A 16,364-nucleotide genomic window follows, 5' to 3' on the forward strand; every position below is an offset into this window, starting at 1 on the left:
CCTTATTCAATGATGTCGCCGCGTAGCAGGTACCGCGAAACGGCTACCGTCCCGACGAAACCCATCACCGCTATGAGCAATGCCGCTTCGAAGAACAGATCGGAATCCAGATACAGGCCGAACAGGATGATCAGGGCGATGGCATTGATATAGAGCGTATCCAGCGCCAGCACCCGGTCCGGCATATCGGGGCCGATGATCAACCTGATCATGTTCAGCACTGTTGCCAGCGACATGATGCCCAGACACAGAAGAATCACGTTGTGGAGCATTCGAATACCTCCTTCAGCGGGTTTTCGTAGCGCTGTTTGATAGTGTCGATCAGCTCCTGGGCGTCCGCGACGTCCAGACCGTGAATCAGCAGTGTCTTGCGGTCATCGCTGATATCCGACGAGACCGTACCCGGCGTCAGGGACACCGTGCTGGCCAGGACGCTGATGGCGAAATCGTTGGTCAGCTCGAGCGGATACTCAACGAAAGCCGGTCGCAGCGTCCGATTCGGCCCGAGGATCAGTTTGGCTACTTCAACGTTCGCGGTGACGATGTCCAGCAACACCCTGAGGGTGAATCGAAGCAGCACCACAGGCTTGTGCAGGGTCGGCGGATTGGGCCAGAACGGGTTGGTCAGCAACGGGATCAACCAGGCCGTCACCGCACCCATGATCAACGTACCGGCACCCAGATCGTTCATGATCAGCTGCCAGACAATAAGCAGAAACAGGCTTAGCCAGGGGTGCGGCAGCAAAGCTCTCGGCGTCATCATGGCTCACCTCCGGGATTGACTGCCTGGGTAGACATAACCTGCTCTATGTAACCGGAGGGGTTGAATATCTCTGCCGATGCGGCGTCCAGATAGTCCATTATCGGTTCACCGAAAACTACCATCATCGGGCTACACAGCAGCAGCAGCACGACCGCAGTCATGCGCAGCGCATCCATGGGCTCACCCGGCACAGCTGTCGTATCCTTGCGCCAGAAGAGGGTACTCCCCGCCCGGCTCATCGCAACCAGAACCACCAGGCCACTGCCCAGTACCACCGCGTACAGCCAGGCGGCTTCAGCCCCGGTACCGGCCGAGCGCAGCAGCATCAGTTTGCCAATGAAGCCCGAAAGCGGCGGCAGGCCGACAATCGAGATGGCGGACAGGAAAAACACGCCACCGAACAGCATGAGTTTCGGTAGCGGTGGCCCGGGTATGAGCCGGGCACCATAGCGCGGTCCGCGGGTGCGCGCCAGCAGACCGGCAAGCAGAAACAAGCCACCACTGATCCAGGTGGAGTGCGCCAGGTAAAAAAGGCTGGCAGTGAGTGCTTCAGCTGTCGCGAGGGATATGCCGGCCATCAGGATACCCACCGACAACACAACCAGATACGCGACCAGGCCGTTCAGCGTACTCGCAGCGAGCGCTCCGATCGTAGCGAGGACAACCGTGGCTAGCCCGACCGGCCAGAGCCAGTCATTTACCAGCCAGGCAAGCGGCCCCTCGCCTTCGCCAAACATCAGCGAATAGACCCGGATGATTGAATAGATACCGACCTTGGTCATGATGGCGAACAGCGCTGCGACGGGCGCCGAGGCGGCGGAATAGGCGCGTGGCAGCCAGAAATACAGCGGGAACATCGCCGCTTTCAGGCCGAACACGATAAGCAGCAGCATGCCTGCCGCGCCAATCAAAGGGGTTTCTGCTTCAGGCAGCTGGGCGATGCGCAGGGCCATATCCGCCATGTTCAGCGTGCCAGTCAGGCCATAGAGCGTACCCACCGCCAACAGAAACAGCGCTGATCCGAACAGGTTGAGCAGCACGTAGTGCAGGCCGGCGCGTACGCGTGAAGAGCCCGCACCATGCAGCAATAGCGCATAGGACGCGATCAGCAGGATTTCAAAGAACACGAACAGGTTGAATAGATCGCCCGTCAGGAAGGCGCCGTTGATGCCCATCAGCTGAAACTGGAACAGCGCATGGAAATTGCGCCCCAGGTTATCGTCGCCGCGCATCGCATACAGAACTGAACAGGAGGCCAGCACCGCGGTGACCAGCAGCAGGAAGGCTGCCAGACGGTCGACGACAAGTACGATGCCGAATGGCGGCACCCAGTTGCCGGCGGCGTAGACTTCAATCCCTTCACTGGCCTGCCCTACCAACGCGATGGCCAGTGGTATCTGCAGGAGCACGGCGATCAGCGACAGGCCGCGTTTGAGCGGCATGCTGCTTCGCGAGATAAGCAGCAACAAAGCGCCCATGAACATGGGCACCAGAACCGGCAGGATCGGCAATTGATTCATCAATTGTCTCCCTTGCCGTCGACGTGGTCACTGTCCAGCTCGCCTTGCGCCCGTAATGCCAGCACCAGAGCGAAGGCGGTCATGGCAAAGCCGATGACGATGGCAGTCAATACCAGTGCCTGCGGCAAGGGGTCAGCGTACTGCTCGGCTTTGCCCAATACCGCCGGCATACCGGTGTGCAAGCGCCCCATAGCCAGCAGAAACAGATTGACCGCATAGCTGAGCAGGGTAAGGCCAACGACGACTTGAAACGTACGTGCGCGCAATAAAAGGTACACGCCGGACATGGTGAGAATGCCCAGCGTCAGGGCGTACAGCAATTCCATTAAAGCGTCTCCCTTACAGTACGGCTTCCGGACAGTTTGCCGATATTGGCGAGGATCAGCAGCGTAGCGCCCACTACAGTGAGATACACGCCGAGGTCGAAGAGCATTGCTGTGGCCAGCTCGACTTCACCAACTAACGGAAAGTGGAAATAACCGAAGGCGCTGGTCAGGAACGGATAGCCAAAGGCGAAGCTGCCCAGCCCGGTCAAGCCGGCAATCAACACACCGATACCCGCCAGATGGTGGTAATTCACGCCCCAGCGTTGCGTCGTCCATTGCTCGCCGCTCCCCACGTACTGCAGGATCAGCGCCACGGCGGTGATCAGGCCTGCAATGAAGCCGCCGCCGGGCAAGTTGTGGCCGCGGAAGAATATATACACCGATACCAGCAGCGCGAGCGGCAGAATCACACGGGTCAGGTTAACCAGCATGAGCGGTCGCGTGGCTCGCGCCCAACCGCGCCCGTTCATGTCAGTTTCAGGGATGCGTAAACGCAACCCGTCAACCAGTGCATAAATGGCGACGGCGGCGATGGCCAGCACGGTGACCTCGCCCATGGTATCGAACCCGCGGAAGTCGACCAGGATCACGTTGACCACGTTGGTGCCACCGCCACCGCTGTAGCTGTTCTCCAGGAAGAAGCTGGCAATGGTGTCGTAGGGGCGGGTCAGCACGGCGAAGGTCAAGCCGCCGACCAACAGCCCCGCCAGCCCAGCCAGAATCACATCGCGACTACTACGCAGAGTGGATGAGGTGCGCGGGGTATAACGCGGCAGGAAAAACAACGCCAGCATGAACAGGATGATGGTCACCACTTCAACCGAGAGCTGGGTCAATGCCAGATCCGGAGCGGAGAAGCGCGCAAAGCCCAGCGCGACCATCAACCCCACCACGCTGAGCATGATCAGCGCGACCAGCCTGCGCCGATGCATGAGTGCAGTGGCGCCAGCCGCTATCATCAGAATCAGCGCACCAACGAGCGTGATGCCGTCAACTGGCGACATCGCCACTTCACCCTGCCACACCGGCAGGCGTACCAGCCAGAAGCCAGTGACCACCAGCGCAGCGAAGAGCATCCAGGTCATGTAACGCTGCAGCGATGCGTTCTCAAGCAATAGCGTGAATTGCCCGGCGCGCCCCACCAGCGTCTGGATCGCGTTTTCGAATACCAGCTTGGCGTCCATATCCGGCAGGCGTTCATACCAGCCGAACAATTGTCTGCGCGTGAAGTACACAATGATGCCGACCACCATTGCCACGATGCTCATGATCAGCGGCAGGTTGAAGCCGTGCCATACAGACAGGCTGTACTCCGGCAGGCCGCCACCCAGCGTGGCGCTGGCAGCTACGGCCAGCAGGCTGGAGACAGTGAACGCCGGCCACAGGCCGACCAGCAAACAGAGTGCCACGAGGATTTCCACCGGCACCTTCATATAGCGCGGCGGTTCATGCGGCGGGTACTTCGGCAGATTCACCGGCTTGCCATTGAAGAACACGTCGTGGATGAAGCGCAGCGAATAGGCTACCGAGAAAACGCCGTACAGCGTCGCGACCAGCGGGATGATCCAGCTGAAATTGCCGAACTGGTGCTGTTGCAGGGTTTCGGTGAAGAACATTTCCTTGCTCAGGAAGCCGTTGAGCAGCGGCACCCCCGCCATCGCTGCCGCGGCGACCATAGCCAACGTTGCGGTATGCGGCATATAGCGCCACAAGCCGTTGATCCGCCGCATGTCGCGGGTACCGGTCTCGTGGTCAATGATGCCGGCGGCCATGAACAGTGAAGCCTTGAAGGTCGCATGGTTGATGATGTGGAACACCGCGGCGACTGCGGCCAGGCGTGTGTCGATGCCAAACAATAAGGTAATCAGGCCCAGATGACTGATGGTCGAATAGGCCAGCAGCCCCTTGAGATCATGCTGAAACAGCGCCGTGCAGGCACCGATCAGCAAGGTGACCATGCCGGTAATACTGACCAGGTAGAACCACAGATCGGTATCGGAAAGCGCCGGATACAACCGCGCCAGCAAAAACACCCCCGCTTTGACCATGGTGGCCGAGTGCAGATAGGCCGATACCGGCGTGGGTGCCGCCATCGCATGGGGCAGCCAGAAATGGAACGGAAACTGGGCGGATTTGGTAAACACGCCCAGCAGCACCAGAACCAGCACCACCGGATACAGCGCATGGGCACGAATGATATCGCCAGCCACCAGTACGTCGCTCAGCTCGTAACTGCCGACTATCTGACCCAACAGCAACACGCCACCGAGCAGGGCCAGCCCGCCCCCGCCGGTAACGGCCAGCGCCATGCGCGCACCTTTACGCGCGTCGCTGGAATGCGACCAGTAACCGATCAGCAGGAATGACGACAGGCTGGTCAGCTCCCAGAAAAACATCATCAGCAGCAGGTTTTCCGACAGCACCACGCCGAGCATTGAGCCCATGAACAGCAGCAGATAGGCGAAGAAACGCCCCATCGGGTCGTTCTTTGACAGGTAGTAGCGGGCGTACAGGATCACCAACAGCCCGATGCCCATGATCAGCAAGGCGAACATGAAGCCCAACCCATCGAGCCGGAAGCTGAGATTCAGCCCCACGCGGGTCAGCCATGGCCAGCTCTGCACAACCGTCTCGCCAGCGAACACATCGGGCACGTGACGCCACAACAGAACCAGGCCAATGATCGGCGCAAGCATGGTGGCTGTTGCGCAGAGCGAGCGTCCTCGCTCGCCAGTCAACAGGGGCAGAAAACAGCCCAGAAAAGGTAGCAATACAATAAGCGCCAGGGTCATGCGGGACACACTCCGTTTATGGCCTTTCAGGCTTCTTCGTATGGCGGATTCGCCTTCCCGGTCCAAGGTCCCGGAGGCGCATCATTATCCACAGACAGCGTTTAGCTGTCATGGTTTGACTCCCCAATCAGCAAAGCCCGATACCGGCTATCTGTGCACCGGGCGTTCGACAGAGGCGCAGCGGCCGCTGTGATTCAGGACCGCGGGGATTTCGGCCGCTGAAGGTCTTCCTCCAGCGCGTCGCCAAGTGAACCGGTTCTGGGTCGAATCCCCGCCATATATCCTGCACGGGCTATAGCATGGGCCGCCAGGGGCGCCGTGATGAGCAGCACACATACTGCCAGCAAGGTCTCCATCCATACCATGCCAGAGGTAGCGCATAGCACACCCATTAACACCAGAATCGCCCCCAGCGCTCCGGCCTTGCTCGCCGAATGCATGCGCGCATAAGCATCCGGTAACCGCCACACGCCAATCGCGCCCAGCAAGCTCAGCAACGCCCCGAGCAGGACCAATACCGATGCAGCAACAGGCAGTATCTGGCTCGTCATCGGTCGGCCCTTTCGTCATGGGTCGGGTGATTGGACGCGCCACGGCCACCAGCGCTGAACAGCAGAGCGAAGGCGACGCTGCTGAAAAAGCTGACGATAGCCAGTACAACCGCCACATCCAGTAACTCCGCATCCCCCCGGTAAAGCGCCATTACCGCAACGCTGGCGACGCCGACCATTGTCATCGCATCCACCGCTACAGCCCGGTCAGGCCGGCTCGGACCCAGCAGCAACCTGAGCACCAGTATCAAGGCGCTAAGTAGCAGAATGCTCCCCGCCAACGGCAGAACCCAGCTCGCGCCATAGAGTTCAGTAGTCATAGCTGTCCTCCCATCGGGTGTATCCAGGCAGCCAGGCGCTGCTCTATGTCAACCACAGATTGCTGGACCGATTCAGCGCTCTGCGTATCCAGTACGTGTACATAGAGCACGCTATCCAGGTAATCCAGCGCCAGCGTGCCCGGCGTGAGCGTCAACAGGCAGCAGATCAGCGTGATCAGCCGCTTGTCGTCCGTTTGCAAGGCTACGCGCACCACGGCCGGTGAAACGGTCCGGCGCCAGTTCAGTGTTACACGCGCAACGTCGACGGAGGCAGCAACAATCTTGTAGACATACCAGGGAACAAATCGAGCACCCGCTTCAGCGCGCATCGCATATATCCGGCACGCTGGCACTGCCAGGCCCAGCAACCTGAACACCACGTAGACCACCAGCATTGCCAGCAGCCATCGGGTCGGTGTCAATCCGAGCGTTGCCCACGCCAGCAAGGCAGCGCTCAGTACGTGCGTGAGTAACATCAAGGTGCGCCCTCCGTAGCCGGACGTTGCAGGTATGCCTGTGCCTCGGTTAATTGCAGCGATGCGGCCCAGGCATACTCCATTGCCGGCCCCGCACCAAAGCCGATAAGCACCGTCATCAAGGCCAGCACCGCGACCACCACCCAGGCGCTACGCGGTGCCTGGTCCGCGTGCTCACAATGATCCCCGTCAGGGTGTGGCTTGAGAAAAGCCTCGTTCCATATCTTGCTCATGGACAGCACTGTTATGGCACCGGTCAGCAGTGCAAAGGAAGCCGCCCATCCCTGACCTGCCTCGAGACTTGCGCGTATCAGGATCAGCTTGGCCCAGAATCCTGACAAGGGCGGAATGCCGGCCAATGACAAGGCAGGGATGGCGAAAAGCACCGCCAGCAACGGCTTGGCTGCGTAGAGACCGCCCATCCGCGCCAGGCGTTCGGAGCCGGTAAACCGCGATGCCAGACCGCCAATCAGGAAGAGATTGGCTTTTACAACGATATGGTGAATCAGATAAAACACCGCGCCGGCCAGTGCCAGGGGTGTCGCCAGGGCAAGGCCCAACACCATGTAGCCAACCTGGCTGACAATATGAAAGGACAGGATGCGCCGAATCTCGGTTTGCGCTGCTGCGCCCAGGACGCCGACGAGCATCGTTGCGCAGGCAACCCACAATAGAACTTCATGCGCCACGCCCTGCTCAGGCCAGAGCAAAGTCACCAGACGGATCAGCGCGTACACGCCGACCTTGGTCAGCAATCCGGCAAACAGCGCAGACACCGGCACCCAGGCCACGTGATATGAAGCCGGTAACCAGCCGAATACCGGAAACAGCGCTCCTTTGATGGAAAACGCCAGCAGCATCAACGTGACACCCAATGTCGCGCTACCACTTGCCTCGCCGCTGCGGAAGATCAAGGCCAGCTCACCCATGTTCAGCGTGCCGCTCGCACCGTAGACCAGGCCTGCCGCCAGCAGGAACAACAGCGTAGCCAGCAGGTTGAGTACCAGGTAGGTCATGCTTCCCGCCAGCCGCCGCTGACCACCGCCCAGCGATATCAGTGCGAAGGACCCCATAAGTAACACTTCAAACCAGACATACAGGTTGAACACATCGCCGGTGATGAACGCCCCGCATATCCCTGTCAGCAGCCCCTGAGTGAACAGATGACTGTCGCGCAGAAATTCCTGTGCCATCGGCTGGCGATGCATGTATACCAGCGTCGCCAGTCCAATCACCCCAGTGATGGCGACCATCACCGCCGATAACCGGTCGATCACCAGGCTGATCCCATAGGGCGCGGGCCAGCTGCCCATCTGGCCCGTGATCACGGTTCCCTGCGCAGCTATCCACACCAGCCACAGACCGGTAATCAATAGCAGTGTGCTGCCGGCAAGACTGATCAGCGTGACCCATGCCAGGCGTCGCCGGACAAGCAGACAAAGCATCAGGGTCGTGAGCGGCAGCAGTACCGGCAGTACCAGCAGCAGATTCATTGAGCCCCCCGGGGCGACGGCTTCGCTTCAGCGGGCGGCCTTTCATCGCCCTCCTCTATGCCATTCTCCTGCCCGTCGGGGGCGGGCTCTTCTACCACGGCACTGACGTGATCAGTCTCCTCGTCGCCATGTAGTTCGTGGGTGCGCTTGAGTATCGATAGCGCAAAAACAAACAGTGCGAAGCCAATCACGATGGCTGTAAGCACCAGCGCCTGCGGCAGCGGGTTGGCCAGGCCCGCGGTATCCGAACCAAGCGCAACGAAGGCCGGCGCATCACCGGCGTGACGACCTGCGACGAGTACGCCCAGGTTCATTGCGTTGCTGAACACTGTGATGCCGAGCACAACGCGTATGAGGTGTTGATCGAGCATCATCCATATGCCCAGCCCAGCCATGGTTCCCGCTGTGATTGCCGCGACCCATTCCATCAGCTGGCCCTCCCGACCAGGTTACGCAGCATATGGGTCACCGACCCAAAGACTGTCAGGAAGACCCCAAGGTCGAACAGCAGCGGCGTGCCTAGTTTCACGCCGAAGGGCTCTGCCCAGCGGCTGGTCATGTAGGAATCACCAAGCAGGACCGCGCCGATGCCGGCTCCCATGGCGCAGGCCAGGCCGGCAGCAATGATTGTGGTCGGCGGCACCCGTCCCAGCCCGCGCTGGATGCCCCGTCCGAACGTCAGCACCAGCAGCGCAAAACCCGTCGCTGCCACCAGACCGCCGATGAATCCGCCGCCGGGATAGTTGTGTCCCCGCCAGAACACCACCAGCGATACCGCGAGCATGATCGCCGCCAGTGGCCGCATACCTTGACGCAACAGGACTGACCCGAACTCCGGGAGCCCCCGGGGCCGTATGTCGGCCGCCTGACCGGCACCCAGCAAGGTTGATGTAGCCAGCGCAGCAAGGGCCACCACCAGAATTTCGCCAAGCGTATCGATAGCCCGGAAGTCCACCAGAATGACGTTCACCACATTCATCCCATAGCCGCCGGGCAAGCTGTTCTCGGTCAGCCACTCGGCAATATCGCCTGGGAGCGGCTGACTGACGACCGCCATGATCAGCAGCGTCACCGCAACACCCACGGTGCAGGCGGCAATCACCTGCCAGCGCCGGTTGCGTCCGGAACCCGAGCCAACGGCCGGCAGCCCCGGCATCCGCCGTAATACCACAGCGAGGAACACCACGGTCAGGGTCTCGACCATCAGCTGGGTCAGCGCTACGTCTGGTGCATTGACCGAAAGATAGAACAGCGCCAAGCCCAAACCACTGGCCGCCAGCGAAGCCACCAGCGCCAGGCGTCCGGACTTGAGCGCCGCACCCGCCGCGCCGCCGGCTGCCAACAACGCGCCGACAATTCCCGGCAAGGACAGCGGCGCCAGAGACTCGCTGGGCCACAGGGGAGCATCCACCAGCCATAGCCCACCCAGAATGGTCACACTCACGGCGCAGGCTAGTAATGCGACATGTGCGCGCAACGAGCCGTGCTGAAAGTTACCCGCCACCGCACCCGCCAGCTGAAACACCCGCACCAAGAAGCCGTCCCACAGTAAGTCGCCGCTAACCCGCCAGAAGCGGTCAAGCTGTCTGGCCAACCAGCGCACCCGATCAGCTTGCAGATAAAACAACACGCCAAGACTGATAGTCAGAACGCTGGCAATCACGGCCGGTGTAATGCCGCCCCAGAGATACAGGCTCACATCAATCGGCCCAGCTGAAATGGCTTCCACTGCGGTGTTGACCAGCCAGGCCTCCGGCCATTGATTCCAGATCCCAAGACCAAGCCCCCCGATCGCCAGCATGAGCGCGCCGAGCCACATGAAGGGTGATACTTCATGCGGTGCGGTGGCATATTGCGGACGACGACCCAGGAAGGCGCGAATGAATATCAACCCTGCGGCTGCGAATAACAGTGCATTGGTCAGTATCATTACGATGGTGACCGCCCAACCGATAGCACCCAGTTCGATCAGACCGGAGTACTTGAACTCTTTGGCGATGAAGCCGAAAAAGGGAGGCAGACCGGCATTGGAAAAGGCAGCCAGGCCCACCGCGATGCCGGTGAACGGCATGATTGTGAAAAGCCCGCCAAGCCGGCGCAGATCCCGCGTACCCGTGGCGTGGTCCACCGCACCAATGGCCATGAACAAGGCGCCCTTGTACAGGGAATGCGCCACCAGATAGAGCACGAATGCCTGCAGACCATAGGTGGTGTTGGTACCGATCAGCATTGTCAACTGGCCAAGCACCGCGACCGTGGTGTAGGCCAGCATGCGCTTGAGATCGTATTGGCGAATAGCCAGAACAGCGCCAACCAGAGCGGTCAACGCCCCGATACCAATAAGTATCGAGCTCCAGGCAACGCCCCCGCCAAGAGTAGGATTCAAGCGTGCCAGCAGGTAGATACCTGCTTTTACCATGGTGGCCGAATGCAGGTAAGCTGACACCGGTGTGAGTGCATTCATGGCGTTGGGCAACCAAATATGAAAGGGCACCTGCGCTGATTTGGTAAAGCAGCCGATTAGTACCAGCGCCATGATCGCAGGGGATAACGAGCTGGCCTGCACCACTCCCGCTTCAAGACCGGAAAACCGCCAGCCCTGCCCCGCTATGCCGAGCAGCACCAGGCCGGCCAACAACGCCAGACCGCCGCCTGCGGTAATCAGCAACGCCTGCAACGCCGCGCGACGGGCCTCGGGCTTTGTGTTTTCGAAACTGATCAGCAGAAAGGACGCGATGCTGGTCAGCTCCCAGAACACGAACATCACCATGATGTCGTCCGCCAGCACCAGCCCCAGCATGCCCAGCATGAAAATCAGCAAATAGGCGTAAAAGCGACCGAGATGGGGATGCCCGCTGAGGTAGCTGCCGGAGTACAGCACGATAAGCGTGCCTATTCCGGTGATGAGCAGGGCGAACAGTAACGCCAGACCATCGAGGCGCAAGGTAAAGGTGACATCCAGCAACGGCACCCAGGCCATACTGGAAGTGACGATGTCTCCGCCTGCGACGAGCGGGATAAGACTCACAAACCAGGCGAAACAGCCCGCTGGGACCAGTGCCAGCAGCCACAGCGCCTGCCGTGGCAACAGACGCCAGATCAGCGGCGCGCATAGCCCGTTCAGCGCGATAGCAAGCAAGCCGAATTGCATCAGCCGGCCTTCGTCGTGCAGGGTCTTGTCATCGCAACCTCCATGAACGTTCCGCGCAGCTATGCTGCGCAGTCATAGTGCAACCATTGTTCATACAGGATAGTCGGGGGGCAACGGCCTGATTTCCGTTGAATGCGGCGAGCGCAAAGGCGCTATAAATAAGAGGGGAATCTTCGGCGGCTGAAGCACCTTGATACAGTTCAACGTAAATCGAAGCGTGTGGTAAGCCGGCCGGTAATGGATGAGGGGCGTCTGATCATTCTGTGGGGGTCAGCATTCCCAGGCGACTCAAGCACCCGCTCGACCGTTGCGGACGAGCATGGTGCCTGATCAAGCTGGCCTTTGAGTGTCTACTTCGTCACGCGCGACTCACCGTTCACGGTCATGATGCGTACGCGCTCACCCTCGGAAAAGGACACGTCATCGGAGACGGCCTGAACATAGGATCGGGTATGCCCGTCGTCTTCACGCACGGTAATTTCAATACCCTGCCTGCGGGTGAACCCCTCCTCGGCCGCAGCCCCTGCAACGCCGCCTGCTACGGCGCCCAGCACGCTGGTAATCATGCTGCCGCGACCGCCGCCAAGACCGCTGCCGGCAATGCCGCCGACTGCTGCGCCTGCACCCGGGCCGATCACGGATTTGGTGCCCTCAATCTGCACGAAACGCACCGATTCGACGGTGCCCATGCGAACTGTCTGCGGGGTGCGGGCCTGCTCACGGGAATAGGTATCGCCGGTCAGCCCTTTGGCACACCCGCCGAGAACCAGCAGAGCGCCCAACAGCCAGGTCATCCAGAGATGTTTCTTCATGGTGTACTCCACTTTCATCAGATCAGTGACAGATTAGACGCTTTCGTTGCCCGGATGTTGCGTGAACCTCTTACCACTTGTGACTGCCGGAGCGGAGCCACTGATCAGAAATCAACCGCAACGGTCGTCTGCAGCTGGCAAGTTCGCTAGAATCCGTCGCGACTTTTCATCGGAGCGGTTATCCGCCCCCGTACATTCATCTCGTTCGCCGTAACCCGCCAATAACAACAAGAATACCCGTCGGTTGCCGATCTCTGATTGAGGTTTCCGCATGCCCGTATTACAGGTCGCCTGGCTCTATTATCTGAACAATCCCGCGCTGGTCCTCAACGGACTGGCGTTGTTTTATGGTCTTGCCGGGGGTTGGTTGTGGCTTGCCACTCAATTGCGCAGTGCCCGCGCCACAGCGCGCCTCGCTACCAGTCCGGCCGTTTCAGGGGAGGCGACAATTCCTGCCGCCACCCAGCGGATCAACCGGATGTTCTACGCAGTCGGCGGCGTATGCCTGTTGCTGGCCACGCTGTTGACGCTGGCCAGCACTCAGTTCTGAAGGTGGGAGAGCATTACCGGACAGCCTATTAAAGGCTGTCCAGAAAGGCCTGCTGGCGCAGCTGACTGATGACCGGATTAGCATACTGCGCCAACCACCAGCTGCGGTGTTCTTCGGGGCATTCAGCCAGGCGTTGCTCGAAACGCGCCTGCTCCGCCGTCAGTTGCTGCGCATCGAACTGCTTACGCCAGTCGCCAATCGCCAGCTCCGGCAAGTCCGGCAGGTGCTCGAAGGCCAGATAGTTACTTGGATACAGCCGGTACGAGAGCAGGATGCTGCGATCTGCCTCGCGGGCAACGGCGCGCGCGTCCGCATAGTCATCGGTCATCGGCTCGCCGAACGCTACATGTACCCGCCCCTTGTAACCCGTCAGCCCCATGGCGATAGAGCGGTCGTCTTCGCCCGGCTGTTTCTGATAGCTGCCGGTACGCTCACGCTGCTCCAGCTCTCGCGCCTTCATCAGGTCGCAGGGGTCCCATTCGTAGGCGATCGACACCGGAACGATATTCAGCGAGCGGATCACCTCCTCGAAGGCTTCGTTGCGGCGGCTCATGCAAAGCATCTTGATGATCGCCGAGTCAGTCTCGTCCTTGCCGTCCTTGGCGCGCCCTTCGCTCTGTGCGATCCAGATGGAATGCCCGGTCTGGATCGAATGGTTGATATAGGCTGAGAGCGACTGATAGACAGCCAGCTTCTCGCGGCGTCCGGTCACCGAACGGTGCACGATAAAGCTCTTGTTCAGGCGCATCAGGTCACTGACAAAGGGCCGTTGCAGCAGGTTGTCGCCAATGGCAATCCGCGGCGTCGGGTGCCCGGCGTGGTACAACGCATAGTTGACGAACGCCGGGTCCATGACTATGTCGCGGTGATTTGCCAGAAACAGGTGAGGTTGATCCTTGCGCAGATTTTCCAGCCCGCTGTAGGTCACATCCAGCGTACTGCGCTCGATCAACCGGTTCAGATAGGGTTCGAGTTTGTGTTGCAGCGCCTCGATGCTGTTTATGCCCCGCGCTTCCCGACGCAAGCCGAACCCTACCAACCGCTCGACCAGACCGGGCGCCCACCTCGATAGCCGCGCAAAGCGGTATCGCGCCAGCATCCGGCACAATTCCTTATCCCCGCTCAGGCGCTTGAGCACTTCAGGGACATCGTTATCCTCAAAGGGCTTTATGGCATCAAACTCGCCCATGTCATCCTCGTCTGTTCCAGTTAAGCCGCGCATTATGCTTGCCGCAGCGGGCAGGAACAATTGGCGCGGGCGCGGTTTCGCCTGATCGACGTTCGGACTACACTCACCGTCACAAAACCATGATTACTCACCGGAGGACATCGATGCAGGCGATTGACGAAGCATCGCTGCAATGTCCGCATTGCGGCGAAACGATCCGTCTGTTGCTGGATCTGTCCGGCGGCGCCCAGTCCTATGTCGAAGATTGCCAGGTCTGCTGCCAGCCGATCCATGTCACGTTGTGGATGGAAGAAGGCGACCCCGACTATCACGTCGACCTGCGCAGGGAGCAGGATTAAGCATGTTATGCATCTACCAGCCGGCCGACCTGACCGAAGGCGAGCTGCTCCGGCACATACTCATGGATAGACATATCCACTGCCATCTCAGCGGCCAATACTTGCAGGGCGCTGTTGGCGAACTGCCCGCGCATGGGCTGCTGGGCATATGGGTGCCGGCAGAGGACGCCGATCTGGCGCGTGAACTGATCAGCTCCTGGCAGCAGGCAGAACCGGTCATGCCGCAATCCGATGACCCCGATCAACAACCCGAACACGAGCTGCTCGCCTGATGGCCGGGCGTCTCGCACAGTTTACTCCGCCAATCGCCGATGTGCCCGGAGACTGGAAACCCGCCTGGAATATATCGCCCGGCCAGCGGCTGCTGATTCTCCGCAAGACAGATAACCAGCTCGAGTGTGCCCGCGTGTTATGGAACCTTACGCCCGGCTGGCTCAAGGATCTGAGCCGCGCCCCTTTCAGCGTGAATGCCGAGGTCATGCACGACAAGCCGATGTTCCGCCAGCCTTTGGTCGAGCGCCGATGCCTGATTCCGGTGGACGGTTATTTCAGCTGGCGGGTACAGGGCAAGCGCAAGCAACCCTGGTATCTGCGACATCGCCAGGGTGGTCTGGCGATTGCAGGCATATGGGAGCGTTACAGCCTGGATGAAAATACGTACTGGGACAGCTGCGCTTTGATTACCGTACCCGCCAAGGGCCTGCCTGAGCGTTTGGGTTATCGCATGCCGGCAACGCTCAACCGGGCCGAGCAGGCTATCTGGCTGGCATCGGCAACCGCTCCGTCCGCTCTGCAGCCGCTACTGCTCAACGCCGAATCCCAGGTCGAGATGATGTATCCGGTCAACCCGGCCATGAGCAATCCCGCTACCGTCGGCCCACATTGCTGCGCACCCAGCGGCCATCCGGTGACGGCCGAGTCGCCAGTTTGAAGCCCGCGCAGACCGTCCTGTCTCAACGCACCCGCCCGCTAAATCAGGCTGCTTCCTGCTGGATGTAGAGCAATCTTGGCCGTGATGGCGGGCTTGCAGTTGCCTGCCCGGGGTCATCGCTCTAATCTATTGCTCCGTTTTCCAAGGAACCTGCCCATGCGTACCCGTCTGCTTCTGTGTCTGCCGTTTCTCTGGCTGGTCGGCTGTGAAACTGTTCAAACCACCCAGGGCGGAGCCGTTGGCGTCAACCGCGAACAGCGCATGGTCAGCGCCCTGCCTGCTGAACAAGTGGACCAGATGGCTGCCAAGGCCTATGGCGAAATGCTCAGCGAAGCCAAATCCAAGGGTGTACTGAACACCGACGCGGCGATGCTCAAGCGTCTGCGTGGCATTTCCAACAAGCTTATTCCGCAAGTGACGCATTTCCGTCAGGACGCACGCAGTTGGGATTGGGAGGTGAATCTCATCCAGAGTGACCAACTCAACGCCAGCTGCATGCCGGGCGGCAAGATCATTTTCTATACCGGCATCGTTGAGAAACTGAATCTGTCCGACGACGAAATCGCCCAGATCATGGGCCACGAGATTTCACATGCTCTGCGTGAACATGGCCGGGAAGCGATTTCCCGCGCCTATATCAGCCAGACCGGGACGCAACTGGTCGGCGCACTGCTGGGCCTGGGCGAACTCAGCCGACAGGCGGCCGATGCCGCCGTGCAATATGGTCTGATGCTGCCCAATAGCCGTTCCAACGAAACCGAAGCGGATCTGATCGGGCTTGAGCTGGCTGCCCGCGCGGGATACAAGCCGGAAGCAGCCGTGACGCTGTGGCAGAAGATGGGCGCTGCGGCACAGGGCGCGCCGCCGGAATTTCTCAGCACCCACCCAAGCTCCAGTGGCCGCATCGAGAACCTCCGCAGCGCCATTCCGAGGGTTCAGCCGCTGTACGAAGCAGCCCGCTGATCGGCTCTGGCCACGCAGACGGCTGCGTGGCCACGCCCGGAGTCAAGGGTTCAACCCATGTCGGCAGTGAGAGCGCCTGCAGCAGGTAGCGCATGTCATGCCCTGCGCCCAAGCTGGTGGCTGACTCCAATTGCCCGCCTGCACTTTTTCAGTTTCCCAGCTTCATATATGTTGCGCCCGTCGGCGCGC

At 60.3% G+C, this 16,364-nt stretch carries 18 protein-coding genes; 5 read left to right on the forward strand and 13 right to left on the reverse strand.

Translation table 11 applies throughout. The annotated features are described in order from the left end of the window. Positions 1-2 precede the first annotated feature (2 nt). From HG264_RS08110 to HG264_RS08165, 12 genes are all read right to left on the reverse strand, one after another. The gene (locus tag HG264_RS08110; RefSeq protein WP_169407189.1) at positions 3-272 is read right to left on the reverse strand and encodes a K+/H+ antiporter subunit F; all 270 of its coding nucleotides are present in this window, start codon (positions 270-272) and stop codon (positions 3-5) included. Next, entirely contained in the window at positions 257-760 is a 504-nt protein-coding gene (locus HG264_RS08115) for a Na+/H+ antiporter subunit E (protein ID WP_372240229.1), read from the reverse strand. The genes HG264_RS08110 and HG264_RS08115 overlap by 16 nt, the downstream gene beginning before the upstream one ends. Then, complete coding sequence (locus HG264_RS08120) at positions 760-2,283, reverse strand: monovalent cation/H+ antiporter subunit D (protein ID WP_169407191.1); 1,524 nt, start codon at positions 2,281-2,283, stop codon at positions 760-762. The genes HG264_RS08115 and HG264_RS08120 overlap by 1 nt, the downstream gene beginning before the upstream one ends. Then, positions 2,283-2,609 carry a Na+/H+ antiporter subunit C gene (locus HG264_RS08125; protein ID WP_169407192.1) on the reverse strand — a complete coding sequence of 109 codons (327 nt, stop codon included), beginning with the start codon at positions 2,607-2,609 and terminating at the stop codon, positions 2,283-2,285. The genes HG264_RS08120 and HG264_RS08125 overlap by 1 nt, the downstream gene beginning before the upstream one ends. Beyond that, positions 2,609-5,401 (reverse strand): monovalent cation/H+ antiporter subunit A, encoded by a 2,793-nt coding sequence (locus tag HG264_RS08130; protein WP_169407193.1) that lies wholly within the window; start codon positions 5,399-5,401, stop codon positions 2,609-2,611. The genes HG264_RS08125 and HG264_RS08130 overlap by 1 nt, the downstream gene beginning before the upstream one ends. A gap of 194 nt (positions 5,402-5,595) precedes the next feature. Beyond that, positions 5,596-5,952 (reverse strand): monovalent cation/H(+) antiporter subunit G, encoded by a 357-nt coding sequence (mnhG, locus tag HG264_RS08135; RefSeq protein WP_169407194.1) that lies wholly within the window; start codon positions 5,950-5,952, stop codon positions 5,596-5,598. Beyond that, positions 5,949-6,272 (reverse strand): monovalent cation/H+ antiporter complex subunit F, encoded by a 324-nt coding sequence (locus tag HG264_RS08140; RefSeq protein WP_169407195.1) that lies wholly within the window; start codon positions 6,270-6,272, stop codon positions 5,949-5,951. The genes mnhG and HG264_RS08140 overlap by 4 nt, the downstream gene beginning before the upstream one ends. Continuing rightward, positions 6,269-6,748, reverse strand: coding sequence for a Na+/H+ antiporter subunit E (locus tag HG264_RS08145; RefSeq protein WP_169407196.1), 480 nt, complete (start codon positions 6,746-6,748; stop codon positions 6,269-6,271). Before HG264_RS08145 ends, HG264_RS08140 begins: the two co-directional genes overlap by 4 nt. Further along, the gene (locus HG264_RS08150) at positions 6,748-8,241 is read right to left on the reverse strand and encodes a proton-conducting transporter membrane subunit (protein ID WP_169407197.1); all 1,494 of its coding nucleotides are present in this window, start codon (positions 8,239-8,241) and stop codon (positions 6,748-6,750) included. The genes HG264_RS08145 and HG264_RS08150 overlap by 1 nt, the downstream gene beginning before the upstream one ends. Continuing rightward, positions 8,238-8,669 (reverse strand): sodium:proton antiporter, encoded by a 432-nt coding sequence (locus HG264_RS08155; RefSeq protein WP_169407198.1) that lies wholly within the window; start codon positions 8,667-8,669, stop codon positions 8,238-8,240. Before HG264_RS08155 ends, HG264_RS08150 begins: the two co-directional genes overlap by 4 nt. Next, positions 8,669-11,392, reverse strand: coding sequence for a hydrogen gas-evolving membrane-bound hydrogenase subunit E (gene mbhE / locus HG264_RS08160; RefSeq protein ID WP_169407199.1), 2,724 nt, complete (start codon positions 11,390-11,392; stop codon positions 8,669-8,671). Before mbhE ends, HG264_RS08155 begins: the two co-directional genes overlap by 1 nt. A 350-nt stretch (positions 11,393-11,742) precedes the next feature. After that, entirely contained in the window at positions 11,743-12,204 is a 462-nt protein-coding gene (locus tag HG264_RS08165; protein ID WP_169407200.1) for a hypothetical protein, read from the reverse strand. Positions 12,205-12,475: 271 nt separating this feature from the next. On the opposite strand from HG264_RS08165, the gene HG264_RS08170 reads away from it, so the two are divergent. Continuing rightward, complete coding sequence (locus HG264_RS08170; RefSeq protein ID WP_169407201.1) at positions 12,476-12,754, forward strand: hypothetical protein; 279 nt, start codon at positions 12,476-12,478, stop codon at positions 12,752-12,754. Positions 12,755-12,782: 28 nt separating this feature from the next. On the opposite strand, the gene HG264_RS08175 is transcribed toward HG264_RS08170, so the two are convergent. Further along, positions 12,783-13,943, reverse strand: a complete 1,161-nt coding sequence (locus HG264_RS08175) for a 1-acyl-sn-glycerol-3-phosphate acyltransferase (RefSeq protein ID WP_169409058.1) — start codon at positions 13,941-13,943, stop codon at positions 12,783-12,785. A 143-nt stretch (positions 13,944-14,086) separates the two neighbouring features. Between HG264_RS08175 and HG264_RS08180 the strand changes: the two genes are divergently transcribed. The 4 genes from HG264_RS08180 (at position 14,087) to HG264_RS08195 (ending at position 16,175) form a co-directional block, all read left to right on the forward strand. Then, the gene (locus HG264_RS08180) at positions 14,087-14,281 is read left to right on the forward strand and encodes a CPXCG motif-containing cysteine-rich protein (protein WP_169407202.1); all 195 of its coding nucleotides are present in this window, start codon (positions 14,087-14,089) and stop codon (positions 14,279-14,281) included. Between the two features lie 2 nt (positions 14,282-14,283). Then, on the forward strand, positions 14,284-14,553 hold the full coding sequence (locus tag HG264_RS08185; RefSeq protein ID WP_169407203.1) for a DUF2007 domain-containing protein: 270 nt from the start codon (positions 14,284-14,286) through the stop codon (positions 14,551-14,553). Beyond that, complete coding sequence (locus HG264_RS08190; RefSeq protein ID WP_169407204.1) at positions 14,553-15,212, forward strand: SOS response-associated peptidase; 660 nt, start codon at positions 14,553-14,555, stop codon at positions 15,210-15,212. The genes HG264_RS08185 and HG264_RS08190 overlap by 1 nt, the downstream gene beginning before the upstream one ends. Before the next feature lie 156 nt (positions 15,213-15,368). After that, complete coding sequence (locus HG264_RS08195) at positions 15,369-16,175, forward strand: M48 family metallopeptidase (RefSeq protein ID WP_169407205.1); 807 nt, start codon at positions 15,369-15,371, stop codon at positions 16,173-16,175. Positions 16,176-16,364: the final 189 nt, after the last annotated feature.

The organism is Pseudomonas sp. gcc21 (assembly GCF_012844345.1).
Taxonomy (GTDB): Bacteria; Pseudomonadota; Gammaproteobacteria; order Pseudomonadales; family Pseudomonadaceae; genus Halopseudomonas.